Source organism: Rubrivivax gelatinosus IL144 (assembly GCF_000284255.1).
In the GTDB taxonomy this organism is placed as follows: Bacteria; Pseudomonadota; Gammaproteobacteria; order Burkholderiales; family Burkholderiaceae_C; genus Rubrivivax; species Rubrivivax gelatinosus_A.
The window spans coordinates 3,759,015-3,784,929 of sequence record NC_017075.1 but is presented as its reverse complement, the minus strand read 5'-3'; the positions used below and the strand labels follow the sequence as shown (position 1 = coordinate 3,784,929).

Sequence of the window (25,915 nt, the reverse complement as noted above, 5' to 3'; positions counted from 1 at the left end):
TTCAGCGCCGCGCGCAGGCCGGCGCCGGGCCGGCCGCCGGGCCGACGGGCAGGGCGCGCACCGCCTTCAACTCGCGCGACAGCGTGCTCTCGGCCGACTGGTTCCCCGCCAGCAGGCGCTGCGCCTGGTTCTCGTGATCCGCCGCATCGGCGGCCAGCACCGGCCCGCCGGCGTGCGCCAGGCGCGCGCACAGCAGATGCCAGCGCGCCGCGAGGCCGGGCGCCGTCTCCCACAGGCCGGCGCCGGTGAGCGCCGCGGCCAGGCCGCCCAGGCGGCGCGCCGCGGTCGCGCCGTCGTCTTGCGCGAGGTCCAGCGCCGTGAGCTGGAACGCGGCCTGCAGTTCCAGCCCGCGCGCCGGCGGGCGCTCCAGGCCGGTGTCGCGCAAGGGCGCCAGCAGCGTGCGCGCGGCCGCGGCGTGGCCTTGAAGGCCTTCGATGCGGGCACGCATCAGGCGCTGGCGTTCGGCCAGCGCCGGCGCGGCGCGACCGTCGCCCAGGCGCGAGTCGACCTCGTCGAGCAGGCGCCTGGCCGCATCGCCGCGGCCCTGCATCGCCAGCGTCAGCGCCAGGTCCTGGCGCACGTTCTCGGCGGCCACGCTGTCCGGGCGCAGCAGCTGGCGCAGCGTCAGCGCTTCGTTCAGCCGCCGTTCGGCCTCGGCGAGGCGGCCTTGCTCGCGCAGCACGGTGCCCAGCTCGAAGAGCACCAGGCTCGTCTGCAGCCGGCGCGCCTCGCCCTGTGCCGCCCAGCGCCGCCGCGCTTCTTCCAGCAAGGGCAGCGCGGCATCGAAACGGCCGGTCGCCGCCGCCAGCGAGCCCAGCCGCAGGCGCAGCTGCTGGGTGTCGAGATGGTCCTCGCCGTAGCGGCGCCGGGCCTCGTCCAGCGCCGTCTGCAGCGTCTGCACGGCGGCGCCGTAACGCAGGCGCTGGGCCTGCACCTCGGCCAGGTAGGCGCGGCGCACGCCCAGGTCCCATGCGGTGGCTTCGCGGCGCGCGCGGCGGATGCTCTCGGCCAGCAGCGGCTCGGCCTCGGCCGGGCGCTGCTGGCGGTACAGCACGGTGCCGAGCACGCCCATCGCGGCGGCGATCTGGTCCTCGTCGTGCGCGGCCTGGGCGTCGGCCAGCGCGCGCCGTGCGAGCGCCTCGGCGTCCCGCAGGTCGCTCGCCTCGCGCACCATCGCCAGCGACTGCCACAGCGCGCTGCGCCCGGCCGAGGGCGTGCTGGCCGCTTCGGCCACCGCCAGCGCGCGTTCGGACAGCGCGCGTGCGGCGGCCGGCGCCACCTTGCCGCTCTCGTGGCTGCGCCCCAGCAGCCGCGCCAGCGCCTGCAGATGCGGCTCGGAGCCGCTGCCGTACAGCCGTGCCGCCTCCTGCTCGGCGCGTTCGGCCAGCGGCAGGCTGCGTTCGTCGAGGTCGAGCTCGGCGTACAGCGCGCTCAGCGTGCCGGCCAGCTGCTGGCGCGCCGCGGGCTGGTCGGCCAGGGCCTCGTCCAGGCGCTGCGCGCCCAGGTCGAGCAGCTCGCGCGCGCTGACCTGGCGCGCCTTCTGCGGGTCGTCCTGGCGCGCCGAGCTGGCGTTGAAGATGCCGACCAGGAAGTCCTGCACCGCGGTCGCGCGCTCGGCGGCCTGGCGGGCCTCGGCGCTGGCGGCGGTCGCGGCACGGGCCAGCTCCTGCGCCCGGCGCGCCTGCACCAGCGCGACGGCCGAGCCGGCGAGCAGCGCCGTCGCGGCGAGTGCCGCCGCCGCCACCGGCGTGCGGTGCCGGCGCAGCAGGCGGCGCAGGCGCTCGGCGCGTGGCGGCACCCGCGCCGACACGGCTTCGCCGACCTGCCAGCGGCGCAGGTCCTCGGCCAGGGCGCCGGCGCTGGCGTAGCGCCGCGCCGGCTCGCGGGCCAGCGCGGTGGCCAGCACCGCGTCGAGATCGCCGCGCAGCGCCTTCGCACGCTGCGGGTCCGCCGCGACGCGGCTGGCCAGCGGCAGCTCTTCGTCGGCGACGGCGCGCGCGAGTTCGGCCGCGCTCCGGGGGCGCCGGTGCGGGCGCTGGCCGGTGCACAGCTCGAAGCCGACGACGCCCAGGCCGTAGACGTCGCTGGCCGTGCCCAGCGGCCGCGCCAGCACCTGCTCGGGGCTGGCGTAGTCGGGCGTCAGCGCGCGCTGGCCGACCTCGGTGTCGGCGCCGTCGCCGCCGGGGTCGAGCAGCCGGGCGATGCCGAAGTCCAGCAGCCGCACCTCGCCGTCGGCGGTGACGAGGATGTTGGCGGGTTTGAGGTCGCGGTGGATCACCAGGCGCGAATGGGCGTAGGCCACCGCGTCGCAGGCCTGCGCCAGCAGCGCCAGGCGCTCGTGCAGGCTGCTGCCGCGCGCCGCGCACCAGGCGTCGATCGGCTCGCCCTGCACGATCTCCAGCGCCAGCCAGGGCCGGCCCAGCGCGTCGACGCCGGCGTCGTAGAGCCGGGCGATGTGGCGGTGCTCCAGCGAGGCGAGGATGTCGCGTTCGCGCGCCAGCCGCTCGGCCAGGCCGCGCCCCCAGCCGATGCGCGGCAGCTTCAGCGCCACCTCGCGCCGGTAGGCGCCGTCGGCCCGTTCGGCGCGCCAGACGCTGCCCATGCCGCCTTCGCCGAGCAGGCCGACGAGCCGCCACGGGCCGACCCGGTCGCCGGGCCCGGGTTCGTGGTCGACGCCGACCTCGGGCCGCAGGTCCAGCGCCGGCAGCGTGGCGAGGAAGTCCTCGGTCTCGGCCTCGTGGTGCAGCGCGAGCAGGCGGCGCAGCGTCTCGCGCAAGGGCGCGGCCTCGCCGTCCAGGCGCTCGAGCCAGACGGCGCGCTGCGGCGCGGCGAGCGCCAGCGCCTCGTCGAGCAGCCGGTCCAGCGTCGGCCAGTCGGCGGACAGGGCGGCCAGCGGCGTCATGTCGGCGGAGGGTCGGGGCACCGCAGGATCGTAGGGGCGGGCGCGCCGTCGCCGGCATCCCCACGTCGCGGGCGCGGTCGGCGCGTCGGGGTGCCGAGCACCACCGCCATCGCCGCGACGCCGCCGGCCGCGGCCAGGGTCAGCGCCCAGCCGCTGCCCCAGAGGGGGGCGGCGAGCGCGAAGACCGTGGCGAACACCGCCTTGCCCCAGGTGCCGTGCAGATAGCCGAGCAGGAAGCGATGCTGGTCGGCTGTGGTGCCGCCGCGGTGCAGATGCCACAGCGCGAAGCTGGTGATGACCGGCAGCGAGGCCAGCAGCCCGGCGCCGTAAGCGCCCAGCGTCGCCGGGCTCTGCGACACCGCAGCGGCCACCAGCCCCGACAGGCCGGCGCTGAGCCAGGGCTCGCCGCGCAGCGGGCGCACCGCGCCGGCCGGTGCGTCCAGGCGCAGCGTGGGCCGCAGCAGGGCGCAGACCAGCGCGCAGGCCGCCAGCACCGCCAGCGGCCGCGTCTGCAGCCCGTGCAGCAGCGCCACCACCAGCGCGCTGGCCGCCAGCGCGCCGAGCAGGGCGAGCACCGCGCCGCGCCGCGCCAGCAGCGCGACGGCGACCCGCGCATACAGCGCCGACGCCGCGCAGGCCGCGACGCTGCCGGCGGCGGTGCCGGCCGCGAACATCGCCCCCTGCTCGTGCGCCAGCCACAGCAGTGCCGGCGCGCTGACCACCGGCAGCCCGGCCAGCAGGCCGGCCAGGCGGCGGTCCATGCGTCCCGCGGCCAGCATCACCGCGGCCACCGCCGCGGCGGTCAGCAGCGCCTTGCACGCCCATTCCATCGTCGTCCCCCCGGTCGACGGCCGCGCGCGACGCCGGCCTCGACAGGGAATACGTCGCCGCCCCGCCGGACCGGACATCCGGGCGGGCCACGCGTTCAGGGGGTCAGCCGCGCAGCGCGCTGGCCAGCAGCAGCCGCGCCTTGTCCCAGTCGCGGCGCACGGTGCGCTCGGTGACGCCGAGCGCGGCGGCGATCTCGGTCTCCTTCAGGCCGCCGAAGTAGCGCATCTCGACGACCTGCACCAGGCGCGGGTCCAGCCGCGCCAGTTCGGCCAGCGCGGCGTCGACGTCGAGGATCTCGTGTTCCGGCGCTGGCACGCTGTCGTGCAGCGCGGTGTCCAGCGTGACGTGCACGGCGTCGCCGCCGCGTCGCTCGCGCTGCGCGGCGCGCACCGCGTCGACGATCACCGAGCGCATCACGTGCGCCGCGTAAGCCATGAAGTGCGCGCGTTCGCCGGCGGCCAGCTCGCCGGTGGCGACGAGCTTCAGGTAGCACTCGTGCACCAGCACCGTCGTGCCCATCTCCGGCCCGCGGCGCGAGCCGGCCAGCCGGGCGCGCGCCAGCCGGCGCAGCTCGGGATACAGGCGTTCGAAGAGGGCGTCCAGCGCGGCGCGTTCGCCGTCGCGCGCACGGTGCAGCAAGGCGGTGATCTCGCCCATCGCGCCGCCTCAGCCCAGCAGCACGATCAGCGCCCCGGCGCCGCCCTGCGGCCCGGTGGCCTGGGCGAAGGCGATGACTTCCTCGCACTGCGCCAGCCAGCGCTGGGCCTTGACCTTGAGCACCGGCTTGCGTCCCGGCGAGCCGTGGCCCTTGCCGTGCACCACGCGCACGCAGCGCTGGCCGCGCTGCAGCGCCTCGCGTACGAAGCGCACCAGCGCGTCGCGCGCCTCGTCGCGGCGCAGGCCGTGCAGGTCGACCTCGGCCTGGATCGCCCAGTGGCCGCGGCGCAGCTTAGTGACGACGTCCGGGCCGACGCCGAAGCGGCGGAAGGACAGGCCGTCGTCGGTCAGCAGCAGCGACTCGACGTCGACCTCGTCGGACAGCGTCGCGCGCAGCGCCTCGCGCTCGTCGGCCTCGCGCTGGCGCGGCAGCGGTGCCGGGCGGGCGCGGTGCACGTGGGCCCGGCCGTGCGGCCGCAGCGCGTGCACCGGGCCGACGGCGTGGGCGAAGACGCGCCGCGCGGCCTCGGCTTCGGCCGCCTCGCGGCGCTCGCGCTCGGCGCGTTCGGCGGCTTCGCGTTCGCGCCGCGCGATCGCCTCGCGCAGCGCCTGCAGTTCCTTCAGGCTGGAGATTTTCACACCAGCCCCCGCTCGGCCATCGACACCACCTGGCCGCGGCCGACGACGAGGTGGTCCAGCACGCGCACCTCCAGCAGTTGCAGCGACTGGCGCAGCGTCTGCGTCAGGAACTCGTCGGCGCGCGAGGGCTCGGCGACACCCGACGGATGGTTGTGCGCCAGGATCACCGCGCCGGCGTTGAGCGCCAGCGCGCGTCGCGCCACTTCGCGCGGGTAGACGCTGGTCTGCGACAGCGTGCCCTGGAACATGTCCTCCATCGAGATGAGGCGGTGCTGGCTGTCGAGAAAGAGCACGGCGAAGACCTCCTGCTCGCGTCCGGCCAGCCGCAGCGCGACGTAGTCCTTGACCTTGTCCGGCGAATCGAACACCGGCGCGGCCCGCAGCGGGGCGGCGAGCGCACGCCGCGCCAGCTCCATCACCGCCAGCAGTTCGGCCTGCTTGGCGGGGCCCAGACCCTTGATGCCTACGAGGGTGGCGGGTGTCGCGGCCAGCAGCCCGGCGACGCCGCCGCAGGCCGCGAGCACGCGCTGCGCGAGCTCGAAAACGCCGTCGCCGGCCGGCCCGGTGCGCAGCAGCAGCGCCAGCAGTTCGCCGTCGGCGAGCGCGCCGGCGCCGCGGGCGAGCAGCTTCTCGCGCGGGCGCTGGTCGACGGGAAGGTCCTTCAGGAGGGGCATGGGGCGGCTCTTACAATGGCCGCAACCAGTCTATCGTCAGCGACGTACCCCCAGTGACCACCGTCCAGCCCGGCTCCTTCCTGACCTTGCACTACCGGCTTGCCGGGCCTGACGGCGGCGACATCGTCAACACCTTCGGCGGCACGCCCGCCACGCTGACGCTGGGCGCGGGCGACTTGTCGCCGGGGCTGGAACAGGCGCTGCTGGGCCTGGAAGACGGCGCCGAGGCGCGTTTCGAGCTGCCGCCGGGCGCCGCCTTCGGCGAGCGCAACCCGCAGCTGATGCAGCGCGTGAAGATGTCGCTGATGCGCGAGCTGGGCGACGAGGACACCGTCTACACCGTCGGCGACGTCGTCCAGTTCCCGACCCCCGACGGCCAGGGCAGCTACGCCGGCATGGTGCGCGAGGTCGGCGAGGACTGGCTGCTGTTCGACTTCAACCACCCGTTGGCCGGCCAGTCCGTGCACTTCGAGGTGCGCATCCTGGGAGTGCTGTGATGGCGGCGATCGAGGAACTGGTCCTGGCCGAACCGCGCGGCTTCTGCGCCGGCGTCGACCGCGCGATCGAGATCGTGGAGCGTGCGCTCGCCAAGTTCGGTGCGCCGATCTACGTGCGCCACGAGATCGTGCACAACACCTACGTCGTCAACGACCTGCGCGCCAAGGGTGCGATCTTCATCGAGGAACTGGCCGAGGTGCCGCGTGGCGCGACGCTGGTCTTCAGCGCCCACGGCGTCAGCCAGGCGGTGCGCGAGGAGGCCGAGCGCCGCGGCTTCAAGGTCTTCGACGCCACCTGCCCGCTGGTGACCAAGGTCCACGTCGAGGTCGCCAAGCTGGCGCGCGAGGGCTACGAGTTCATCATGATCGGCCACAAGGGGCACCCCGAGGTCGAGGGCACGATGGGCCAGCTCTCCGAAGGCATCTACCTCGTCGAGGACGCCGAGGACGTGCAGCACGTGCAGCCGCGCGGCGACAAGCTGGCCGTCGTCACCCAGACCACGCTGTCGGTGGACGACGCCGCCGAGATCCTGGCCGCCGTGAAGCAGCGCTTCCCGCACGTGCGCGAGCCCAAGAAGCAGGACATCTGCTACGCGACGCAGAACCGCCAGGACGCCGTCAAGGTGATGGCCCCGGCGGTCGACGTCGTCATCGTCGTCGGCAGCCCGACCAGCAGCAACAGCAACCGCCTGCGCGAGCTGGCCGAGCGCCTGGGCACGCCGGCGCACATGGTCGACAGCGCCGACGATCTGTTGCCCGAGTGGTTCGAAGGCCGCCGCCGCGTCGGCCTGACCGCCGGCGCCTCGGCGCCGGACATCCTGGTGCAGCAGGTCATCGCCCGGCTGCGCGAGCTGGGCGTGCTCAGCGTGCGCAACATGGACGGCGTCAAGGAAGCGGTGCGTTTCCCGCTGCCGCGCGGCCTGGGCGACCGCAGCATGGCCGAGACGGAGTCCGCCTCCGGCTGAACGCCGCCGCCGCCACCTTCGACGACGGCGCCCTCGACGGCGCCGTTCGCCTTTCTAGAATCACCCTCTCCGGAGGACCCATGCTCGACATCACCCTGCTGCGCCGCGACCTCGCGAGCGTCGTCGCCCGTCTCGAAAAGCGCCGTGCGCCGCAACCTTTCCTCGACGTCGAACGCTTCACCGCGCTCGAAGCCGAACGCAAGCGCATCCAGACGCGCACCGAGGAGCTGCAGTCGCGGCGCAACCAGCTGTCCAAGCAGATCGGCCAGGCCAAGGGCCGCGGCGAGGACGCCTCGGCGCTGATGGCCGAGGTCGGCGGCATCGGCGACGAGCAGAAGGCCGGCGCCGAGCGCCTGGAAGCCATCCAGGCCGAGCTGCAGCAGATGCTGATGTCGATTCCGAACCTGCCGCAGGACAGCGTGCCGGTCGGTGCCGACGAGAGCGGCAACGTCGAGGTGCGCCGCTGGGGCACGCCGCGCACGTTCGAGTTCACGCCCAAGGACCACGTCGACGTCGGCCAGGCGCTGGGCCTGGACTTCGACACCGGCGCCAAGCTCGCCGGCTCGCGCTTCACCTTCCTGCGCGGCCCGGCCGCGCGCCTGCACCGCGCGCTCGCCCAGTTCATGCTGGACACGCAGACCCAGGAGCACGGCTACACCGAGTGCTGGACGCCGTACATCGTCAACCGCGAGGTGCTCGAAGGCACCGGGCAGCTGCCCAAGTTCAAGGAGGACATGTTCTGGGTGCTGCGCGGCGGTGACGAGGAGCAGCGCGAGCAGTATCTGATCTCGACCTCGGAGATCCCGCTGACGAACACCGTGCGCGAGCAGATCCTCGACGCCGCGGCGCTGCCGATCAAGCTGACGGCGCACAGCCCCTGCTTCCGCTCGGAAGCCGGCAGCGCCGGGCGCGACACGCGCGGCATGATCCGCCAGCACCAGTTCGACAAGGTCGAGATGGTGCAGATCGTGCGCCCCGAAGACAGCGACGCCGCGCTGGAGCAGATGGTCGGCCATGCCGAGGCCATCCTGCAGAAGCTGGAGCTGCCGTACCGTGTGATCACGCTGTGCACCGGCGACATGGGCTTCGGCTCGGCCAAGACCTACGACCTGGAGGTCTGGCTGCCGGCGCAGGGCACCTACCGCGAGATCAGCTCGTGCAGCAACTGCGAGGCCTTCCAGGCGCGGCGCATGCAGGCGCGCTTCCGCAACGCGCAGGGCAAGACCGAGTTCGTGCACACACTCAACGGCTCGGGCCTGGCGGTCGGGCGCGCGCTGGTGGCGGTGCTGGAAAACCATCAGCAGGCCGACGGTTCGATCCGTGTGCCGGCGGCTTTGCGGCCTTATCTAGGCGGCGCCGAAATCCTGCGCTAGAATGCGCGGCTTCGCTGACCCCAGCGAGACCACGCGAATACCAGGAAAGGTGGCAGAGTGGTCGAATGCGCCGGACTCGAAATCCGGTTCACGGTTTCTACCGTGACGAGGGTTCGAATCCCTCCCTTTCCGCCAGAACAGTCCCTCACCGCCTCCGGCCGTGAGGGATTTTTCTTTCTGGCCCGCTCGCCGGGCCTGCCGATCCGCTCTCCGACGCCCGCATGATCATCCGCGAACGCCCGGTCGGCCCGCGCCTGTTCTTCGTGCTGCGCGGCTCGATCCTCAACCGCATCCTGGTGCCGCTCACCGGCACGACGCTGACCGCGGTCGTCGTCACGCTGCTGCACGGCGAGCTGCTGCACCACAAGATCAACGTCACGACGATCCCGTTCTCGCTGATCGGCATCGCGCTGGCGATCTTCCTGGGCTTTCGCAACAGCGCCGCCTACGACCGCTACTGGGAGGCGCGCAAGCTCTGGGGCGACGTCGTGCACCGCAGCCGCAGCCTGGCGCGCCAGGCGCGCTGCCTGGTGCGCGGCGCGGTGCCGGCGCAGGCCGCGCTGGGGCTTGGGGACCTGCGCGTGCGCATCGTCTGGCGCACCGTCGCGCTGGCGCATGCGCTGCGCCACCATCTGCGCGACACCCGGCCCGAGCTCGAACTCGCGCGCTACCTGACCCCGGCCGAATGGGCCGGGCTGCAGGCCGCGTCCAACGGCCCGGAGTACCTGCTGCAGCGCCTGGGCGACGACCTGCGCCGCGGCCTGGACGACGGCGCCATCGACTCCATCGTCGCCTGCGAGATGGACCAGACGCTGGCCGCCTTCGCCGCCGCCTTCGCCGGCTGCGAGCGCATCAAGGGCACGCCGATCCCGTTCGCCTACTCGCTGCTGCTGCACCGCACGGCCTACCTCTACTGCTTCCTGCTGCCTTTCGGCCTGATCGACGCGCTGGGCTTCGTCACGCCGCTGGTCGTGGCCTTCGTCGCCTACACCTTCTTCGGCCTGGACGCCGTCGGCGACGAGATCGAGAACCCCTTCGGCCACGGCTACAACGACCTGCCGCTGGACGCGATCTGCCGCACGATCGAGATCGGCCTGCGCGAGAGCCTGGGCGACGAGCACATCCCGCCGCCGCTGCAGCCGGTGGACTTCTGGCTGCGCTGAGTCTCGCCAAGAAAAACGGGCCCCGCGGGGCCCGTCGTGCTCGGCCGGATCCGGCCTTCGCTCAGGCGGCGAGGTCGAAGCGGTCGAGGTTCATCACCTTGGTCCAGGCGGCGGCGAAGTCCTGCACGAACTTGCCGGCGTTGTCGTCGCTGGCGTAGACCTCCAGCAGCGCGCGCAGCTCGGAGTTCGAGCCGAAGACCAGATCGGCCCGCGTGGCCGTCCACTTCAGCGCGCCGCTGGCGCGGTCGCGGCCTTCGTAGACGCCGGGTTCGGCCGCCGGGCCCCACTTCGTGCCCATGTCCAGCAGGTTGACGAAGAAGTCGGTCGACAGCGTGCCCGGGCGCTGCGTCAGCTGGCCGTGCGTGCTGCGGCCGGTGTTGGCGCCCAGCACGCGCAGGCCGCCGACGAGCACCGTCATCTCCGGCGCCGTCAGCGTCAGCAGCTGGGCGCGGTCGAGCAGCAGTTCCTCGGCCGGCGCCTGGCTGTCGGCGCGCTGGAAGTTGCGGAAGCCGTCGGCACGCGGCTCCATCGCCGCGAAGGACTCGACGTCGGTCTGCTCCTGGCTGGCGTCCGTGCGGCCCGGCGCGAAGGCCACCGTCACCGGATGCCCGGCGCGGCGCGCGGCCTCCTCGACGGCGGCGCCGCCGGCGAGCACGATCAGGTCGGCGATCGAGATCCGCTTTCCGCCGGTCTGCGCGGCGTTGAAGCGCCCGCGCACGCCTTCCAGCACCTCGAGCACCCGCGCCAGCTCGGCCGTCTCGTTGACGGCCCAGTCCTTCTGCGGCGCCAGGCGGATGCGTGCGCCGTTGGCGCCGCCACGTTTGTCCGAGCCGCGGAAGCTCGAGGCCGAGGCCCAGGCGGTCTTCACCAGTTCGGCGATCGTCAGCCCCGAGGCCAGCACCTCGGCCTTCAGTTGCTCGACGTCGGCGGCGTCGACCAGCGCGTGGTCGACGGCGGGCACCGGGTCCTGCCAGATCAGTTCTTCGGCCGGCACTTCCGGGCCCAGGTAACGCGAACGCGGCCCCATGTCGCGGTGCGTCAGCTTGAACCAGGCGCGCGCGAAGGCGTCGGCGAAGAGTTCCGGGTTCTGGTGGAATCGGCGCGAGATCGGCTCGTAGATCGGGTCGAAGCGCAGCGACAGGTCGGCCGTCGTCATCATCGGCCGGTGCTTGCGGCTCGGGTCGTGGGCGTCGGGGATCAGGTGCTCGGGCTTGACGTCCTTGGCGAGCCACTGCCAGGCACCGGCCGGGCTCTTGACCAGTTCCCACTCGTAGCCGAAGAGCATGTCGAAGTAGCCCATGTCCCAGCGCGTCGGGTTGGGCTTCCAGGCGCCTTCGATGCCGCTGGTGATGGTGTGCACGCCCTTGCCGCTGCCGAAGGCGTTCTTCCAGCCCAGGCCCATCTCCTCGAAGGCCGCGGCCTCGGGCTCGGGGCCGACCTGGCGCGTGTCGCCGGCGCCGTGCGCCTTGCCGAAGGTGTGGCCGCCGGCGACCAGCGCGACGGTCTCTTCGTCGTTCATCGCCATGCGGGCGAAGGTCTCGCGCACGTCGCGGCCCGAGGCCACCGGGTCGGGCTTGCCGTCCGGGCCTTCCGGGTTCACGTAGATCAGGCCCATCTGCACCGCGGCCAGCGGGTTGGCGAGTTCACGCTCGCCGCTGTAGCGGCTGTAGCGGCTGTTGGGCTGGTCGCTGGTGGCCAGCCATTCGGTCTCGGCGCCCCAGTTGACGTCTTCCTCGGGTTCCCAGATGTCGGGGCGGCCGCCGCCGAAGCCGAAGGTCTTGAAGCCCATCGATTCCAGCGCGACGTTGCCGGCCAGGATCATCAGGTCGGCCCAGCTCAGCTTGTTGCCGTACTTCTTCTTGATCGGCCAGAGCAGGCGCCGCGCCTTGTCCAGGTTGCCGTTGTCGGGCCAGCTGTTCAGCGGGGCGAAACGCTGGTTGCCGTGGCCGCCGCCGCCGCGGCCGTCGGCGACGCGGTAGGTGCCGGCGCTGTGCCAGGCCATGCGGATCATCAGCCCGCCGTAGTGGCCCCAGTCGGCCGGCCACCAGTCCTGCGAGTCGGTCATCAGCGCCTGCAGGTCGTGTTTGACGGCGGCGTAGTCGAGCTTCCGGAACTCGGCGGCGTAGTCGAAGCCCGCGCCCATCGGGTCGGACTTCGCCGAGTGCTGGTGCAGGATCTTCAGGTTCAGCCGCTTGGGCCACCAGTCGGCGTTGGTGCGTGCCTGCGTCGTGGTGCGGGCGCCGTGTTCGGCATGGAAGGGGCAGCGGGCTTCGGTGGACATCGGCAATCTCCTAGGATCACGTCTGGGTGACGAGGCATGAATCTAATCAATTGCCGAATGTCTTTCGATTGCCTTTCCCTATTTTGGCGATCGGGGTCAGCTCGTGCCAGCCTGCGCCACCAGCACCGCCAGCGCCGCCGAGGCCAGGCGTGCGGTGGCGCCGTCGGCGCGGCTGGTCAGCGCGATCGGCACACGCGCGCCGAGCACGATGCCGCTGCCGACCGCGCCACCCAGGTATTCCAGCTGCTTGGCGAGGATGTTCCCGGACACCAGGTCGGGCACCATCAGGATGTCGGGGTCGCCGGCCACCGGCGAGACGATGCCCTTGGTGCGCGCGGCCTCGGCCGAGATCGCGTTGTCGAAGGCCAGCGGGCCGTCGACGATGCCGCCGCGGATCTGGCCGCGGTCGGCCATCTTGCACAGCGCCGCGGCGTCCAGCGTGCAGGCCATCTTCGGGTTGACGCCTTCGACCGCCGCCAGGATCGCCACCTTGGGCAGATCGACGCCGAGCACCCGCGCCAGGTCGATCGCGTTCTGCACGATGTGCGCCTTCTCGTTGAGCGTCGGCGCGATGTTCATCGCCGCGTCGGTGACGAGCAGCGGCTTGTGGTACGCCGGCGCGTCGAAGCGGAAGACGTGCGAGATGCGGCGTTCGGTGCGCAGTTCGGCGCGCGAGAGCACGGCCTTCATCACCTCGTCGGTGTGCAGGCTGCCCTTCATCAGCGCCTGCACCGCGCCTTCGGCGGCCATCTCGGCGGCGCGTTCGGCGGCGGCGTGGCTGTGGCGCACGTCCTCGATTTCGACGCCGGCGAGGTCCAGCCCGGCGGCTTCGGCCGTGGCGACCAGGCGCTCGCGCGGCGCCACCAGCACCGGCGTGAACAGCCCGTGGTGCGCGGCGTCGAGCGCGCCGCGCAGCGACTCGGCGTCGCAGGGGTGCACGACGGCGCAGCGCAGCCCGGCGTGGCGCGCGGCCTGCTCGATCAGCGAGCGCACGCCGGCGGCGGCGTCGAAGACGTGCCAGCGCAGCCCGGTGGCCTTGCGCACGCGCTCCTTGTGTCGCGGCGCCTCGACGATGGCCAGCCCGTCCATCAGCAGCGTGCCGTCCTGGCGGCGCACGCTGCAGTCCAGCGTCACGCGGCCGCTGGCGGCGTCCTTGGCGCGCACCGCGACTCGCACCTCCAGCACGTCGCCGGCGCGTGCCGTGCCGTGGAAGTCCATGCGCTGCGAGACGTAGCGTGTGCCCGGGCCGGGGAAGACGGTGCCGAGCACGGTCGACACCAGCGCGCCGCTCCACATGCCGTGCGCGGTGCGGCCGGCCAGGCCTTCCTCGCGCGCGAAGCGGTCGTCCAGGTGGGTGGGATTCAGGTCACCGGAGATCGCCGCGAAGCCGGCGATGTCCGCGTCGGTCAGGGCGCGCCGCATCGTCGCGCTCTGGCCGACGGCGAGTTCGTCGAAGGTGGTGTTCTCCAGCCACTCGTCGCGCAGGTCGATCTCCATCGGGCGTCCGCTCGCGGCCGTGACGGGGCCGCCGGGTGCCAAGACTAACGCCGCCCGGCGTTCCGAGGGAGCCGGGCGGCTGCCGCCGGCCATGCAATCGCAGGCCCGGGCGCCGCTTGATCTGCCGCAACCTTGATCTGACGGCGGGACGCGTGAACCGGGGGCGGGGACACTGCGCCCCCGCCGCGCGGCCCGGCCCCGGCTTCACCCCTCGCGCTCCACGCGCTCCCAACCGAATCGATTTCCCGAGGAGTCGACCGACCCGATCATGTCCGAACAAGCCATCGTCCTCCATCCGCGAGCCGGCACTGCCGCCACCGACTCCCAGCCGGCCATCGTCGGCCAGCGTGTCGAGCTGCAGCTGCTGACCACGCTGCGCTGCAACCTGAAGTGCAGCTACTGCTCGATCGCCGAAGGCGACGTGCGCGATTCGCAGGGCCACGTGGCCTACACGATGGACCAGCTCGACGCGTTCATCGCCCAGCAGCTCGCCGGCAAGGAGGTCTACGTCACGTTCTACGGCGGCGAGCCGACGCTGAACCGGCCCTTCATCGAGGCCGTGATGCAGCGCCACCCGCTGTTCCGCTTCCAGCTGCAGACCAACGGCACGCTGCTCGACGACCTCAGCCACCACGTGCTGCAGCGCCTGTCCAACGTGCTCGTGTCGATCGACGGCGGCCAGGAAGTGACCGACGGCTACCGCGGCAAGGGCATCTACAAGCAGATCCTGCGCAACGTCGGCGTCGTGCGCGACAGCCTGGGCGGCACGCTGACCGCGCGCGTGACCTGGTCCGACGAGAACATCAGCTTCGAGGAGCTGGACCAGCTGACGAAGGCCTTCGACTTCGTCTACTTCCAGTTCGTCGCCGGCGACGCCTACGCCGGCCAGTCGGTCGAGCGCCGCAAGGCGGTGCTGACGAAGCTGGTCGAGCGCTTCTTCGCCGACACCGATCGCGTCTACCCCTTCATCCCGCTGATGGGCGCGGTGCGCAACAAGCTGTTCCCGTCGCGCGCCATCGAGCAGTGCGGCGGCGGCACGGCCTGCCGCGTGTCGACGCACATCCTCAACGTGATGCCCGACGGCCGCATCTTCGCCTGCCCCGACCTGATGCACCTGCCGGAGATGCAGACCGGCGACGTTGTCGGCAACTGGCTGCGCCGCAGCCCGCTGCAGCCCGACCCGAAGATGCCCTGCCATACCTGCGAAGCGCAGAGCTGGTGCCGCGGCAACTGCATGAAGAACCTGTACCTCGGCTACGTGCGCGAGGACGGCGACTGGCGCAGCAAGGTCACCGACCCGATCTGCGAACTCGTGCGTCACCTTGGCCGCGAGATCGACCGCCACGACGTCACCGCCTGGTTCGAGCAACTGCCGCTGCCGCAGCGGCGCGTGCTGCTGGACAGCGAGGTCTACCAGTACGTCGAGGTCATGCCCTGACGGGGGCGCCGCCACTGCGGCGGCGCGGCGGAAAAAGAAAAGCCGGTCGGGATGTCGGAGGCACCCCGACCGGCGAAGTCCGCCGCGCAGGTGCGCGGCGCCGTCAGACCGGTGAGTCGGCGTAGAAGCTCGACTCGCTAGTAATGATATCAATTTTGCAGACGAGAAGTGATTTTTTCGTTCTCCGTCTGTGCAATCTTTGGCGCCGTACCGGCATGAAAAAGGGGCCCTGAGGCCCCTGGGGATGTCGCGGCGCCGGGCCGCGGCGTGTTCAGGCGGCGGGCGCTTCGGCCGCCGGCTTGGCCGGGCGGGCGCGGCGCGGCTTCTTCGCCGGCACCGCTTCGACGACGGCTTCGACCACCGGGGCGGCGGCCTTGCGCACGCGGCGTGCCGCCGGCTTCACGGCTTCGGCCACGGCCTTCGTGCGCTTCTTGCCGACGGCCGCGCGGGTCGCCGGCTTGCGCGCCTTCTTCGGCGCGCCGGCCGCATCGACCAGGCGTTCGGCGCCGCGCACGACGGTCGTCGACAGCTTCAGCGCGATCATCGCGCCCGGCAGCGTCACCTTGGCCGCGGTGTGCAGGCCGTTGGCGAGCATCGTGTTGTCGACGCCGGCCGCCAGGTCGGCCATCTTCGTGATCTGCGCGGCGGCGGTGTCGCCGCCCAGGTCGACGAGCTTGGCGGCGCGGTCGGCAACTTCGTCGATGCTCTTGTCGACGGTGCCGGCGACGGTGCCGCGCAGCGCGTTCATCTTGTCGGTGGTGCGCGGCGCGAAGCGTGCGGTGCGCGCGTAGACGCCCTTCTCGATGGCGACGTCGACCAGGCCGACGAGGCGGTGGCCGCCGAAGCGGTAGGCCGCGACCGTCTTCTCGGCCGCAGTGCGGTAGTTCTCGATCGTCTTCAGCGTGACGCTTGCAAGGTCTTGGGTGGACATGTCCGGCCTCCGTGAATGGTGTGTGGAGTTCCTCACACCACCCAGTCTCGGCGCTGTGCCTAGAGAGGACACCCCAGGACGGCGCGCTTTTCCTAGAGTGCGCTCTCCAGAACCGGCTCAGTGCGCCATCAGCACCGGCAGCGTCATCGTGCGCAGCACGGTGCGCGTGACGCCGCCCAGCACCAGCTCGCGTGCGCGGCTGTGGCCGTAGCAGCCCATCACCAGCAGGTCGGCGTCGGTGTCGGCGGCCAGCGACAGCAGCGCCTCGCCGATGCCGGTGCCGGCCAGGCCGTGGCTGCGGATCGGCGCCGTGACGCCGCTGCGCCGCAGCCAGCGCTCCAGCGCCGCGGTGCCGGTGCGCTCGTCGTCGCGGCGGGCCAGCGAGCAGGCGAGGTGCACCTCGTCGGCGGCCAGCAGCCAGGGCCGCGCGGCGGCCACCGCACGCGCCGCCTCGGGCGTCGGCTTCCAGGCGATCAGCACGCGCCGGCCGGGCATCGCCACCTCGCCCGTCGCCGGCACGACCAGCGCCGGCTTGCCGCTGTCGTGCACCAGCGAAGCGACCAGGCCGCGCGGCACCGGGCCGGTCTCGCGGTCGTCGGCGTCGTGCTGGCCGAGCACCAGCAGGTCGGCGAACAGCGCGTGTTCGGTCATCGCCACTTCCAGCGTGTCGTGGCGGATCTCGACCCAGTGCATCGGCACGCCGGCGACGGCCTCGCGTTCGAACATCTCGCGGGCGCGCAGGCGCAGGTCGCGGTCGGTCTCTTCCAGCAGCGTCGCCGCGGCGTAAGCGCCTTCGGCGGCGGCGAAAGGCACGGCGAGCATCGCCGGCAGCACCGCGAAGACGACGGTCAGCTCGGCACCGTGTTCGCGCGCCAGCCGGTGCGCCAGCGCCAGGCGCCGGGCCGAGCGCGGGGAGGCGTCGAGGTGGACGAGGATGCTCTTCATCGTGCGCTCCTGCCCCGGGTGGCGGGCCGCCCGCCCCGGGGTGACGGGTAGGGGGTTGCAGGCCATGCTCTGCCCCGGCCGCGGCGGTGTCAATGCGCCGCCTCAAGCGGCGCCTAAGGAGCGCTCAAGGAGCGCCCAAGGAGCGCCTCAGGCGCGCTGCGGCGCCGGCCGGGCATAGCGGCGCCAGCTTCGGTCGCCGTGGGGCTCGGCTGCGCCGGCCGGGTTCTCCGCGCGCGACGACTCGGCGGCCGGCGCATGGCGCTGCGGCCAGGCCAGTTGCGGCACCGGCGGCGCGGCGGGCTCGGGGTCGAAGGGGTCGGTGATTCGCAGGGCGCACATCGCGGGAGCGGCCGGCCGTCTGGGCTGCGGCCGTGCCGGGCGCGATCCTCGCGACTCGGGCCGGGCCGCAGGTTGATGCGCGGCAAGCGGCCGCGCGCCGGCCCTCACGCCGACGCCGAATCCGTCATGAAGCTCACGAACCGGCCAGCAGCGCGTCCCAGTCGGGCAGGGCCCCGGCGCCGATCGGCACCGCCGCGGCGGCCTCGTCGGCGCCCAGCGGGTCGCCGGCTCGCAACTGGGCTTCGAGCACCGCGAGGTCGGCGTCGGACGCGTCGTCGCCGCGCCGGCTGCGTTCGGCGACACGCCGGCGCAGCGTCGCCTCGTCGGCGACGCAGTCCAGCAGCACGAAGCGGGCGCCGCGGGCGGCGGCGAACTGCCGCGCCGCCTCGCGCGCGCTGCGGTGCAGAAAGGTCGCGTCCAGCACCACGGGCCAGCCGCCGTCGAGCACGGCGCCGGCGGCGGCCAGCAGCCGGGCGTAGGTCGCGGTGCCGGCCTCGGGGCCGTACAGCCGCGCCGCCAGCGCCGCGTCGGAGCGCTGCAGCGGCGCCAGGCCGAACAGGCGCTTTCTCTCCAGGTCGGCGCGCACGCGCAGCGCGCCGCGCTCGACCAGGGCCTGCGTCAGCGTCGTCTTGCCGCTGCCCGAGACGCCGCGCGTGACGAAGAGCACCGGAGCGCGCGTGCGCGTCGCCGCTTCGGCCAGCGCGACATAACGCCCGGCCTCCGCGGCCGCGGCGGCCGGCGCGCCGGGCTGCGCGGCGCGCAGCGCCGCCACCTTGGCGCGCACCAGCGCGCGGTGGGCCTCGTAGTAGCGCAGCACGCGTGCCGCCTCGTAGTCGCCGGTGGCGGCCATCCAGCCGTCGACGAAGCGGTGGGCCAGCGCCGGCAGCGCGTGCGCGTGCAGGTCCATCGCCATGAAGGCGATCTCGCTGGCCACGTCGATCCAGCGGAAACCTTCGTTGAACTCGATGCAGTCGAAGACCGTCGTGCGGCCGCCGATCTCGACGACGTTGCCCAGGTGCAGGTCGCCGTGGCACTCGCGCACGCGGCCGGCGGCCAGGCGCGCGGCGAACACCGGCGCCAGCGCGGCAAAACGCCGCGTCTCCCAGGCGCGCAGCCGGGCCAGCGCGGGCGCCGCCGGGCCCTCGGCCAGCAGCGGCTGCAGCACGTCCAGGTTCTCGACCATCGGCGCGCGCACCTGCGCCGGGCTGCCCAGTTCGCCGTCGGCCGGCGCGACGGCCGCCGCGGCGTGGAAGGGCGCGACGACGCCGACCAGGGCGTCGATCTGCGCCGCGCCGAGCGCCCCGCTGGCGGCCAGCCGGTCCCACAGGCCCGCCTGGTCGAAGGCGCGCATCTGCAGCACCCAGTCCAGCGGCTCGCCGTCGCCGCCCAACTGCGGCGCCTCGCGCGGGCCGGCCAGCGGCAGCACCTTCTCGTACAGCGCCGGCGCCAGGCGCCGGTTCAGCCGCAGCTCGGCTTCGCAGAAGTGGCGCCTGAGTTCGCGCGTCGAGTAGTCCAGGAAGCCCGGCGCGATCGGCTTCTTGAACTTGTAGGCGTGCTGCGTGGTGACCAGCACCCGCGAGGCGTGGGTCTCGAAGGCCTGCACCGGGCCGGCGGCGGCCAGCAGGGCGTGCAGGCGTTCGACGATGCGCGCCTGCGCCGCGTCGTCCAGTTCGGCGGTGCTCATCGCCCGGCCGCGGCGGCGCGCTGTTCGGCCAGTTCGGCGGCCATCGTCGCGCCCAGCACCGCCGGGCGCACCCGGTCCAGCGTCGTCGGCGACAGGTCGAACTGGCGCTCGACGGTCAGGCGCGGCGGCTGGATGCGCAAGGCGCCGGCGGCGTCGTGCGCCAGCGGGTACTCGCGCAGCCGGGCCACCAGCACGCCGGCTTCGGCGTCGGCGAAGAGCGTGGTCTCGACGATGCGCGCGCAGCCGTCGGCCGCGGCGCGCGAGAGCACCGCACGCACGGTGGCCGGGACGTCGTCGTCGGCCGCGCGTGCGACCAGCGGCACGACGGCCTCGCCGCGTTCGCCCAGCACCTCGGCGACACGCCGGTTGAACGCGAAGTTCACGCCGTCCCAGCGCTCGACTTCCGCGGCGTCGGCTGCGGCGACACCGCGGCCCTGGCCGAAGACCAGCGTGCAGTCGCCGGCCGCGGCGCCGCCGCAGGCCAGGGCCAGCACGAGGAGGGACACGAGCTTGCGGGGCACGGGGCGTCGCGACGGTGGTGTTTGACCCCATGCTAGCGCCCCGGACACGTTTCTTTGCAGCGGCGAGGCATGCTGTCGTCAACGGCGCCGCCGCTTGCCGCATTGGAGTCGCAGGCGGCGCCGCTGCCACCGTCATCCAAGGAGTGCCCGATGAACAAGTTCGTGCCGGCCCTCGCGCTGGCTGTCGCCGCCACGCTGTCCGCCACCGCCTTCGCGCAGGCGGCGAACCCCGATCGCCGCGAGGCGATGAAGCAGAAGTGGGAGTCGATGACCCCCGAGCAGCAGGCGCAGGCGCGCGAGAAGATGCGCCAGCGCTGGGAGAACATGACGCCGGAGCAGCGCGAGGCGGCCAAGAAGCGCCTGGCCGAACGCCGCGGTGGCCACGCCGCGCCGGCGCCGGCCCCCGCAGCCTCGGGCTCCTGAGGCCGTCGCGCGGGCTTGCGGCTTGCGGCGACGTCCCGGGCGGGCACAATACCCGGCTTCATGATGCGCTTGCCGAGCCGCTTCGCCACCTGCCTCGTCGGTCTTGCCGTCGCCGGATGCGCCATGCGTTCCGGCGACGTGCGCCCGCTGGCGGCCGACCCGGCGGAGTTCGCCGTCTGGGACTGCGGCCGTCTGGCCGACGAGACCGACGCCGTGCAGCAGCGCGCGGCCGATCTCGCCTACACCGTCGACGACATCGCCGGGCGCAACATCGTCGCGCTGGGCGTCAGCGTCAGCATCTTCTGGCCGGCGCTGTTCGCGCTGCGCCCGAACGGCCATGAGGCGCAGGAGCTGGCCCAGCTCAAGGGCCGCTACGAGGCGCTGAAGGCCGCCTCCGGCGAACGCGGCTGCCCGCAGACGATGGAGCTCACGCCCGAGCACCTCGCCGCGCTGCCGATCGCCCCGGGCGACCGCCTGGTCTACGAGGAGCGCAGCGCCACGCGTGCCGTCTCCGGCGAGTGGACGCTGCAGGTGCTCTCGCTGCGCCGCGACGCCTTCGAGTTCCGCGTCGACGCCGCGCCGACGCCCTGGCGCCAGGACCGTCTGGGCAACGTCGTCGCCGCGCCGGCCGGCCAGCTCGAGTGGCAGCGCCTGTTCCGCCCGGGGCTCGCGCTGGGCGACGTGCTCAACGGCGAGCTGCGCATCGCCGGCGACCCGTACGCGCGGGCGCTGGTGCGCGGCCAGGTCGTCGCCACCGGCCAGCAGAAGATCGCCGGGCGCAGCTTCGACGTCGCCGTCATCGAGCTCTTCGGCGAGGCGCAGAACGGCGAGGTCAGCTCGCGGCTGGAGGGCGCGATCGTCGTCGACCGCGCCAGCGGGCTGCTGGTCCGCCTGGACATCAGCAGCGCGACGCCGGGTTTCCGCCTCGAACGACGCCTGGTCGGCGTGCAGCCCGCCCGGCCCTGAGGCCGTCGCCGGGCCGACAAAGTTCTTGACCCGGCTGGCACGGCGCCGACACCGGCTGCCGGCACAGTGAGCGCCATACCGTCCCCCAGTCACCTGGTGCCGCGATGAAGCTCACGAACCGCCTGCCGTTCCCGCCCTCCTTCCGCAGCCTTGCCACCGCCGCCATGCTCGCCGCGACGAGCCTGGCCGTCGTCGCCGCCGACGCGCCCGCTGCTCCGCCGCCGCCGCCGGCGCACGCGATGCCGGCTCACCCCGGCATGCCGATGGGCGGCCCGGTGGCCGGCCGTGCCGACGCGATGCCCTGGCTGGGCCATCCGTTCATGCTGCCGCGCCTGCTCGACGACGTCGACGCAAGCAAGGCGCAGCGCAAGCAGATCCGCGAGATCGTCGGCGACGCCCAGGACGACCTGCGCGAGCAGCGCGACGAACACCGCCGCCTGGCCGAGCAGATGGCCGAGCTCTTCGCCCAGCCCAGCGTCGACGCCAAGGCCGTCGAGGCGCTGCGCCAGAAGATGCTGGCCGAGCACGACAAGAGCAGCCGGCGCATGACCCAGGCGATGCTCGACGTCAGCCGCGTGCTGACGCCCGAGCAGCGCCAGAAGATCGCCGCGGAGATGAAGGCCCGCCGCGAGGCCCTGGACGCCCGCCGCGGCCCCGGCGATCACCCGCGACGCTGACACCGGACCCTGCCGTCGTTATCCTTTTCCTCCTGTGGCTTTGACATGAAGCCTTCGCCCCGGGGCCCCCGCCCCGGGGCTCTTTTCGTTTGAGAGTGCCCCCGTGACGAGCCGACTGCTGCTGATCGACGACGACTCGCGCCTGACCACGATGGTCGGCGACTACCTGCGCCGCAACGGTTTCGAGGTCGACACCGCGGGCTCGCTGGCGGCCGGCCGCGAGCAGCTGCGGCTGCGCGGCTACGACGCGCTGCTGCTGGACCTGATGCTGCCCGACGGCGACGGCCTGGACCTGACGCGCGAGCTGCGCTCGGACCCGCGCACGCGCCGCCTGCCGCTGCTGATGCTGACGGCGCGCGGCGAGCCGATGGACCGCATCGTCGGCCTGGAGCTCGGTGCCGACGACTACCTGCCCAAGCCCTTCGAGCCGCGCGAGCTGCTGGCGCGCGTGAAGGCGCTGCTGCGCCGCGCCGCGCCCGAGCCGACCGGCGACGAGGTGCTGCGCTTCGGCCGCCTCGAGGTCGACCTCGGCGCGCGCCAGGCACGCCTGGACGGTCAGCCCTGCGACCTGACCAGCCACCAGTTCGACCTGCTCGTCGTGCTGGCGCAGAGCCCGGGCCGGGTGCTGTCGCGCGACCAGATCATGGATGCGCTCAAGGGCCATCCGCTGGAGGCCTTCGACCGCAGCATCGACGTGCACGTCTCGCGCATCCGCGCGCTCATCGAGGACGACCCGAAGAACCCCAAGCGCGTGCTGACCGTGCGCGGCGCGGGCTACGTGTTCGCGAAGAAGCAGGACGCCGAATGAGCGTCGTTGCGGCCGGGCGGAGCTGAGATGCGATCGCTGTACATCCGCATCTACCTGACGGTGGTGGCGGCGCTGGCGCTGTTCGCGCTGGTGTCGGTGTGGCTGCTGCAGAACCACCTCGAGCAGGAGCGTGCGCGTGCCCAGAGCACGCTGCAGGAGCGCGTCGCCGCCTGGGGCGAGCTGCTGCAGCGCTCGCTGCCGCGCGCCGACGCGCCGGCCGAGGTGCAGGCCGAGGCGCTGCGCGAGTGGTCCGAGCGCCTGCGCCTGCCGATGGCGCTGGACGACGCGCACGGCCGCCGGCTCGGCGCGTCCGAGTCCTTCGTGCGCCGCCAGGGCACCGGCCCGGGGGCCGGGCGCGCCTACCCGATCCGGCTGAACGACGGCCGCACGCTGTGGGTGCTGCGGCCGCAGCTGATGCGCGGCGCGCTGCCGCGGCCCGACGGCGAGCAGGGCGAGGGCGGCGGCCCCGCGGGGCCGGGCGGTCCGCTGGACGCCGGCCCGGTCGGCGAGGGGGGCCAGCGCTTCGGCGGCCTGCCGCCGCGCAGCCCCTGGCTGCCGCCCGGCCCGGCTTTCGACGGCCTGGGGCTGGCGGCGCTGCTGGTCGTGCTGTTCGCCGCGGTGACCGGCGGGGCGTATCCGGTCGTGCGCCGGCTGACGCGCCGGCTGGAGGCGCTCAAACGCGGCGTCGAGGCTTTCGGCGCCGGCGACCTGCAGCAGCGTGTCGCCGAAGACGGCCGCGACGAGGTCGCGGCGCTGGGCGCCAGCTTCAACCAGGCCGCGGCGCGCATCGAGGCCCTGCTGCGTTCGCACCAGAGCCTGCTGGCCAACGCCAGCCACGAGCTGCGTTCGCCGCTGGCGCGGCTGAAGATGGCGGTGTCGATGGCCGACGACGCGTCGCCCGAGCAGCGCGAGGCGCTGCGCCGCGAGATCGACACCAACATCGCCGAGCTCGACGCGCTGGTCGAGGAGGTGTTGCTGGCCAGCCGCCTGGACGCGGCGATGACGATCGACCGCCGCGACCCGGTGGACCTGCTGCCCGTGGCCGCCGAGGAGGCCGCGCGCGTGCAGGCCTCGGCCCACGGCGAGGACCTGCGCGTGGCCGGCGACGAGCGCCTGCTGCGCCGCGCGATCCGCAACCTGCTGGAGAACGCGCGCCGCTACGGCGGCGCCGAGGTCGAGGCCCAGGTGCTGGCCGTCGGCGACCGCGTCGAGGTGCGGGTCGCCGACCGCGGCCCCGGCGTGCCCGAGGCCTACCGCGAGCGCATCTTCGAGCCCTTCTTCCGCCTGCCCGGCCACGCCGAACGTGAAGGCGGCGTCGGCCTCGGGCTGGCGCTGGTGCGCCAGATCGCCGAGCGCCACGGCGGCAGCGTGCGCTGCACGCCGCGCGAAGGCGGCGGCAGCTGCTTCACGCTGTCGCTGCCGCGTACGGCCTGATTCAGGCGGCGGCGCGGCGCTGCCGCCGCAGCGTCCAGGCGAGAAAGCCCGACAAGGCCGCGGCGGTCAGCACCAGCCCGGCGGTCGACGCGATCCAGAAGCCGCGTGCGCCGTGCAGCGCGGCCGGCACCACGCCCAGCGGGTCGAAGGCCAGCAGGTAGCCGCCGGCCAGGCCCACGCCCCACAGCGCGGTGGCGTTGATGACCAGCGGCACGGTGGCGATGCGCCAGGCGCGCAGCACGAAGGCGGCTACGGTCTGCGTCGCGTCGGCGACGTGGAACAGGGCGACGAAGGCCAGCAGCGGCAGCGCCGCGGCGGCCACCGCCAGGTCGCGCGTGTACAGCCCGATCACCGGCTCGCGCAGCAGGTACAGCGCGCCGCCGTTGAACACCGCCAGCCCGGCGCCGATGATCACGCCGTGCCAGCCCAGCCGGCGCGCGGCCGGCAGGTCGCGGGCGCCGATGCGCTGCGCGACCAGCGTCGAGGCGCCGTTGGCGATGGCCAGCGGCAGCATGAACAGCAGCGACACCAGGTTGGCCGCGATCTGGTGCCCGGCCACCGGCGTCTCGCCCAGCCGGGCGATGAAGATCGCCATGAAGGTGAAGCCCGAGACCTCGACCAGCACCGCCGCCCCCGAAGGCAGCCCCAGCCGCAGCTGGGCGCCGATCGCCGGGCGGTCGGGCGCATCCAGCCCGCGGCCGCGCAGCTGGAAGCCGGCGTAGAACGGGTCGCGGCGCAGCAGCACGAAGGCGCCGAGCGTCTGCGCCCACATCGCCACCGCGGTGGCGATGCCGCAGCCCAGCACGCCCAGCGACGGCAGGCCGAGCGCCGGCACGCCGAACACCAGCGCCGTCGACAACGGGACCTTGAAGGCCAGCGCGCCGAGCTGCAGCGCCATCACCGCCTTGGGCCTCGACACCGCGACGTTGAACGCCCGGTAGGCGGTGAACAGCAGCGAGGCCGGTAGCGCCACCGCCAGCGCCGCGAGATAGCCGCGCACCTTGTCGGCCTGCTCGGGCGTCGCCTTGGCCAGCGCCAGGAAGGGCGTCGGGAACAGCAGCAGCGCGCAGCCGATGGCCGAGAACACGAGCGCGATCCACACCGCCTGGTGCAGCTGGCGCCCGGCGTCGGCCGGGCGGCCGGCGCCGAAGAGCTGGCCGACGATCGGCGCCAGCGCCATCACCACGCCCATGAAGCCGACGAAGGTCGTGATGTAGGCGGCGCTGCCGACGGCCAGCGCCGCCAGGTCGGCGGCCGAGTGGCGCGCCACCAGCAGCGTGTCCACCGTGCTGAAGGCCAGCACCGAGAGCTGGCCGACGAACACCGGCCAGGCCAGCTTGGCGATGCGCCGGCCGCTGTCGGCCAGGCGTGCGGCGCGGCCCGGGGGCGGTGCGGGGAAGGGTTCGGGAACCGGCTCGTCGCGCCCGGCCGACGGCCCCAGCGCGCTCAACTCACCCCCCGCGCCGCGCGTTCGGCATAACGGTTGAAGCGCCAGGCCGTGCCTTCGGCGGTGATGCGGCGCCAGACGGCGCGTTTTTCGGCCGGCGTCAGGACCGGCCAGTGCTGGATCTCGTCGAAGGTCCGGCCGCAGCCTTTGCAGACCGCGTCGCCCTGCGTCGTCGAGCAGATCGCGATGCAGGGCGCGTCGGGCGTGCTGGCGTACCAGGCCAGCCAGGCGGCGCGGGCGGCCGGCGGCAGCGTGTCCTCGTCTATCGTGCTGCGGCGCTCGCGCACCAGCGGCGCGTAGACCTCGGCCAGCGCACGCACCTCGGCGCAGGCGGTCACGCCGTCGGGCGAGGGGGAACGTTCACGCCACCAGTTGATGGCGGCTTCGAGGTCGTCGAGGTGCAGGTCGGCCATGCGGGCGATGTCGGGGCAACCCGCCATTGTCCGCGCCCGGCCCCGGCCTTGGTGCGGCCGGGGGCGGCTTCAGCGGCCGCGGGCCGCGGTGATCGCCGCCGAAGCCGCGAGTTCGGCGTTCAGCGCGTCTTCCAGCGGCGAGCGGCACAGCCCCGCGTGCTCGTAGTGCAGGTTCTCGTAGAGCTCGGCGGTCGCCGGGGCGATGGCCAGCAGCGCCGGCAGCGACTCGTCGCCTTCGGCCTGGACGAGCAGCTCGCGGATCTGCTGCACGACACCGCGGAACTGCTCGGCGCTGGCCGAACGCGGCTGGCGTTCCAGGCGTTCGAGCAGCGCGGCCATCGCGGCCAGCGCATGCAGCCGGGCGGGGAGGCGGACGGTTTCGGTGGGCATGCTCCGAAGCTGGGGCGTGC

The 25,915-nt window shown here is 73.7% G+C and carries 25 protein-coding genes and 1 tRNA gene; 11 read left to right on the top strand and 15 right to left on the bottom strand.

Annotation, left to right across the window (positions count from 1 at the left end):
* Position 1: 1 nt before the first annotated feature.
* The 5 genes from RGE_RS23355 to radC form a co-directional block, all read right to left on the bottom strand.
* Positions 2-2,923 (bottom strand): protein kinase domain-containing protein, encoded by a 2,922-nt coding sequence (locus RGE_RS23355; protein WP_014429735.1) that lies wholly within the window; start codon positions 2,921-2,923, stop codon positions 2-4.
* On the bottom strand, positions 2,899-3,732 hold the full coding sequence (locus RGE_RS17255) for a hypothetical protein (protein WP_014429734.1): 834 nt from the start codon (positions 3,730-3,732) through the stop codon (positions 2,899-2,901). Before RGE_RS17255 ends, RGE_RS23355 begins: the two co-directional genes overlap by 25 nt.
* A gap of 103 nt (positions 3,733-3,835) precedes the next feature.
* Complete coding sequence (locus RGE_RS17250) at positions 3,836-4,390, bottom strand: ECF-type sigma factor (protein WP_014429733.1); 555 nt, start codon at positions 4,388-4,390, stop codon at positions 3,836-3,838.
* Positions 4,391-4,399: 9 nt separating this feature from the next.
* Positions 4,400-5,029 (bottom strand): Smr/MutS family protein, encoded by a 630-nt coding sequence (locus RGE_RS17245; RefSeq protein WP_014429732.1) that lies wholly within the window; start codon positions 5,027-5,029, stop codon positions 4,400-4,402.
* Positions 5,026-5,703 (bottom strand): RadC family protein, encoded by a 678-nt coding sequence (gene radC, locus RGE_RS17240; RefSeq protein ID WP_014429731.1) that lies wholly within the window; start codon positions 5,701-5,703, stop codon positions 5,026-5,028. Before radC ends, RGE_RS17245 begins: the two co-directional genes overlap by 4 nt.
* Positions 5,704-5,756: 53 nt before the next feature.
* Here radC and RGE_RS17235 point away from each other — a divergent pair, with 53 nt between their 5' ends.
* The 5 genes from RGE_RS17235 (at position 5,757) to RGE_RS17215 (ending at position 9,701) form a co-directional block, all read left to right on the top strand.
* Positions 5,757-6,200 (top strand): FKBP-type peptidyl-prolyl cis-trans isomerase, encoded by a 444-nt coding sequence (locus RGE_RS17235; RefSeq protein WP_014429730.1) that lies wholly within the window; start codon positions 5,757-5,759, stop codon positions 6,198-6,200.
* Positions 6,200-7,165, top strand: coding sequence for a 4-hydroxy-3-methylbut-2-enyl diphosphate reductase (gene ispH, locus RGE_RS17230; RefSeq protein WP_014429729.1), 966 nt, complete (start codon positions 6,200-6,202; stop codon positions 7,163-7,165). Before RGE_RS17235 ends, ispH begins: the two co-directional genes overlap by 1 nt.
* 80 nt (positions 7,166-7,245) lie before the next feature.
* Positions 7,246-8,538, top strand: coding sequence for a serine--tRNA ligase (serS, locus tag RGE_RS17225; RefSeq protein WP_014429728.1), 1,293 nt, complete (start codon positions 7,246-7,248; stop codon positions 8,536-8,538).
* Positions 8,539-8,581: 43 nt separating this feature from the next.
* Positions 8,582-8,673, top strand: a tRNA-Ser gene (locus RGE_RS17220).
* An 86-nt stretch (positions 8,674-8,759) separates the two neighbouring features.
* A complete protein-coding gene (locus RGE_RS17215) occupies positions 8,760-9,701 on the top strand; it encodes a bestrophin family protein (protein ID WP_014429727.1) in 942 nt (313 codons plus the stop codon).
* A 61-nt stretch (positions 9,702-9,762) separates the two neighbouring features.
* Here the strand turns inward: RGE_RS17215 and katG are convergent, their stop codons facing one another.
* Together katG and RGE_RS17205 are read right to left on the bottom strand one after the other, a co-directional pair.
* Positions 9,763-11,982, bottom strand: a complete 2,220-nt coding sequence (katG, locus tag RGE_RS17210; RefSeq protein WP_014429726.1) for a catalase/peroxidase HPI — start codon at positions 11,980-11,982, stop codon at positions 9,763-9,765.
* Between the two features lie 96 nt (positions 11,983-12,078).
* Entirely contained in the window at positions 12,079-13,479 is a 1,401-nt protein-coding gene (locus tag RGE_RS17205) for a bifunctional enoyl-CoA hydratase/phosphate acetyltransferase (protein ID WP_014429725.1), read from the bottom strand.
* A 268-nt stretch (positions 13,480-13,747) separates the two neighbouring features.
* On the opposite strand from RGE_RS17205, the gene RGE_RS17200 reads away from it, so the two are divergent.
* Positions 13,748-14,917, top strand: a complete 1,170-nt coding sequence (locus RGE_RS17200) for a radical SAM/SPASM domain-containing protein (protein ID WP_014429724.1) — start codon at positions 13,748-13,750, stop codon at positions 14,915-14,917.
* A 271-nt stretch (positions 14,918-15,188) separates the two neighbouring features.
* Here the strand turns inward: RGE_RS17200 and RGE_RS17195 are convergent, their stop codons facing one another.
* From RGE_RS17195 to RGE_RS17175, 5 genes are all read right to left on the bottom strand, one after another.
* Positions 15,189-15,848 carry a hypothetical protein gene (locus RGE_RS17195; RefSeq protein WP_014429723.1) on the bottom strand — a complete coding sequence of 220 codons (660 nt, stop codon included), beginning with the start codon at positions 15,846-15,848 and terminating at the stop codon, positions 15,189-15,191.
* Between the two features lie 117 nt (positions 15,849-15,965).
* Positions 15,966-16,793 (bottom strand): universal stress protein, encoded by an 828-nt coding sequence (locus tag RGE_RS17190; RefSeq protein ID WP_014429722.1) that lies wholly within the window; start codon positions 16,791-16,793, stop codon positions 15,966-15,968.
* 147 nt (positions 16,794-16,940) lie between these two features.
* Entirely contained in the window at positions 16,941-17,132 is a 192-nt protein-coding gene (locus RGE_RS17185; protein ID WP_014429721.1) for a hypothetical protein, read from the bottom strand.
* Between the two features lie 133 nt (positions 17,133-17,265).
* A complete protein-coding gene (locus RGE_RS17180; protein WP_014429720.1) occupies positions 17,266-18,816 on the bottom strand; it encodes a bifunctional aminoglycoside phosphotransferase/ATP-binding protein in 1,551 nt (516 codons plus the stop codon).
* Positions 18,813-19,337 carry a hypothetical protein gene (locus RGE_RS17175; protein WP_232504948.1) on the bottom strand — a complete coding sequence of 175 codons (525 nt, stop codon included), beginning with the start codon at positions 19,335-19,337 and terminating at the stop codon, positions 18,813-18,815. Before RGE_RS17175 ends, RGE_RS17180 begins: the two co-directional genes overlap by 4 nt.
* A gap of 150 nt (positions 19,338-19,487) precedes the next feature.
* On the opposite strand from RGE_RS17175, the gene RGE_RS17170 reads away from it, so the two are divergent.
* From RGE_RS17170 to RGE_RS17150, 5 genes are all read left to right on the top strand, one after another.
* On the top strand, positions 19,488-19,760 hold the full coding sequence (locus RGE_RS17170; protein ID WP_014429718.1) for a DUF3106 domain-containing protein: 273 nt from the start codon (positions 19,488-19,490) through the stop codon (positions 19,758-19,760).
* Positions 19,761-19,883: 123 nt separating this feature from the next.
* On the top strand, positions 19,884-20,726 hold the full coding sequence (locus RGE_RS17165; protein WP_232504947.1) for a hypothetical protein: 843 nt from the start codon (positions 19,884-19,886) through the stop codon (positions 20,724-20,726).
* A gap of 104 nt (positions 20,727-20,830) precedes the next feature.
* Positions 20,831-21,403: a Spy/CpxP family protein refolding chaperone gene (locus RGE_RS17160; protein WP_014429716.1), complete on the top strand. Its 573-nt coding sequence runs from the start codon at positions 20,831-20,833 to the stop codon at positions 21,401-21,403.
* A 103-nt stretch (positions 21,404-21,506) separates the two neighbouring features.
* A complete protein-coding gene (locus tag RGE_RS17155) occupies positions 21,507-22,211 on the top strand; it encodes a response regulator (RefSeq protein WP_014429715.1) in 705 nt (234 codons plus the stop codon).
* Between the two features lie 27 nt (positions 22,212-22,238).
* Positions 22,239-23,645 (top strand): sensor histidine kinase, encoded by a 1,407-nt coding sequence (locus RGE_RS17150; RefSeq protein ID WP_014429714.1) that lies wholly within the window; start codon positions 22,239-22,241, stop codon positions 23,643-23,645.
* Position 23,646: 1 nt separating this feature from the next.
* On the opposite strand, the gene RGE_RS17145 is transcribed toward RGE_RS17150, so the two are convergent.
* The 3 genes from RGE_RS17145 to RGE_RS17135 form a co-directional block, all read right to left on the bottom strand.
* Complete coding sequence (locus RGE_RS17145) at positions 23,647-25,095, bottom strand: MATE family efflux transporter (protein WP_014429713.1); 1,449 nt, start codon at positions 25,093-25,095, stop codon at positions 23,647-23,649.
* Positions 25,092-25,505 carry a DUF3717 domain-containing protein gene (locus RGE_RS17140; protein ID WP_014429712.1) on the bottom strand — a complete coding sequence of 138 codons (414 nt, stop codon included), beginning with the start codon at positions 25,503-25,505 and terminating at the stop codon, positions 25,092-25,094. The genes RGE_RS17145 and RGE_RS17140 overlap by 4 nt, the downstream gene beginning before the upstream one ends.
* Positions 25,506-25,574: 69 nt before the next feature.
* The gene (locus RGE_RS17135) at positions 25,575-25,895 is read right to left on the bottom strand and encodes a hypothetical protein (protein WP_014429711.1); all 321 of its coding nucleotides are present in this window, start codon (positions 25,893-25,895) and stop codon (positions 25,575-25,577) included.
* Between the last annotated feature and the right edge of the window lie 20 nt (positions 25,896-25,915).

Excerpts from the sequence above, each read along its gene's own strand:
- RGE_RS17255 (WP_014429734.1), bottom strand. The coding sequence starts at position 3,732 with ATGGAATGGGCGTGCAAGGCGCTGCTGACCGCCGCGGCGGTGGCCGCG.
- RGE_RS17250 (WP_014429733.1), bottom strand. The coding sequence starts at position 4,390 with ATGGGCGAGATCACCGCCTTGCTGCACCGTGCGCGCGACGGCGAACGC.
- radC (WP_014429731.1), bottom strand. The coding sequence starts at position 5,703 with ATGCCCCTCCTGAAGGACCTTCCCGTCGACCAGCGCCCGCGCGAGAAG.
- ispH (WP_014429729.1), top strand. The coding sequence starts at position 6,200 with ATGGCGGCGATCGAGGAACTGGTCCTGGCCGAACCGCGCGGCTTCTGC.
- serS (WP_014429728.1), top strand. The coding sequence starts at position 7,246 with ATGCTCGACATCACCCTGCTGCGCCGCGACCTCGCGAGCGTCGTCGCC.
- RGE_RS17215 (WP_014429727.1), top strand. The coding sequence starts at position 8,760 with ATGATCATCCGCGAACGCCCGGTCGGCCCGCGCCTGTTCTTCGTGCTG.
- katG (WP_014429726.1), bottom strand. The coding sequence starts at position 11,982 with ATGTCCACCGAAGCCCGCTGCCCCTTCCATGCCGAACACGGCGCCCGC.
- RGE_RS17205 (WP_014429725.1), bottom strand. The coding sequence starts at position 13,479 with ATGGAGATCGACCTGCGCGACGAGTGGCTGGAGAACACCACCTTCGAC.
- RGE_RS17200 (WP_014429724.1), top strand. The coding sequence starts at position 13,748 with ATGTCCGAACAAGCCATCGTCCTCCATCCGCGAGCCGGCACTGCCGCC.
- RGE_RS17195 (WP_014429723.1), bottom strand. The coding sequence starts at position 15,848 with ATGTCCACCCAAGACCTTGCAAGCGTCACGCTGAAGACGATCGAGAAC.
- RGE_RS17190 (WP_014429722.1), bottom strand. The coding sequence starts at position 16,793 with ATGAAGAGCATCCTCGTCCACCTCGACGCCTCCCCGCGCTCGGCCCGG.
- RGE_RS17185 (WP_014429721.1), bottom strand. The coding sequence starts at position 17,132 with ATGTGCGCCCTGCGAATCACCGACCCCTTCGACCCCGAGCCCGCCGCG.
- RGE_RS17180 (WP_014429720.1), bottom strand. The coding sequence starts at position 18,816 with ATGAGCACCGCCGAACTGGACGACGCGGCGCAGGCGCGCATCGTCGAA.
- RGE_RS17170 (WP_014429718.1), top strand. The coding sequence starts at position 19,488 with ATGAACAAGTTCGTGCCGGCCCTCGCGCTGGCTGTCGCCGCCACGCTG.
- RGE_RS17165 (WP_232504947.1), top strand. The coding sequence starts at position 19,884 with ATGCGTTCCGGCGACGTGCGCCCGCTGGCGGCCGACCCGGCGGAGTTC.
- RGE_RS17160 (WP_014429716.1), top strand. The coding sequence starts at position 20,831 with ATGAAGCTCACGAACCGCCTGCCGTTCCCGCCCTCCTTCCGCAGCCTT.
- RGE_RS17150 (WP_014429714.1), top strand. The coding sequence starts at position 22,239 with ATGCGATCGCTGTACATCCGCATCTACCTGACGGTGGTGGCGGCGCTG.
- RGE_RS17140 (WP_014429712.1), bottom strand. The coding sequence starts at position 25,505 with ATGGCCGACCTGCACCTCGACGACCTCGAAGCCGCCATCAACTGGTGG.
- RGE_RS17135 (WP_014429711.1), bottom strand. The coding sequence starts at position 25,895 with ATGCCCACCGAAACCGTCCGCCTCCCCGCCCGGCTGCATGCGCTGGCC.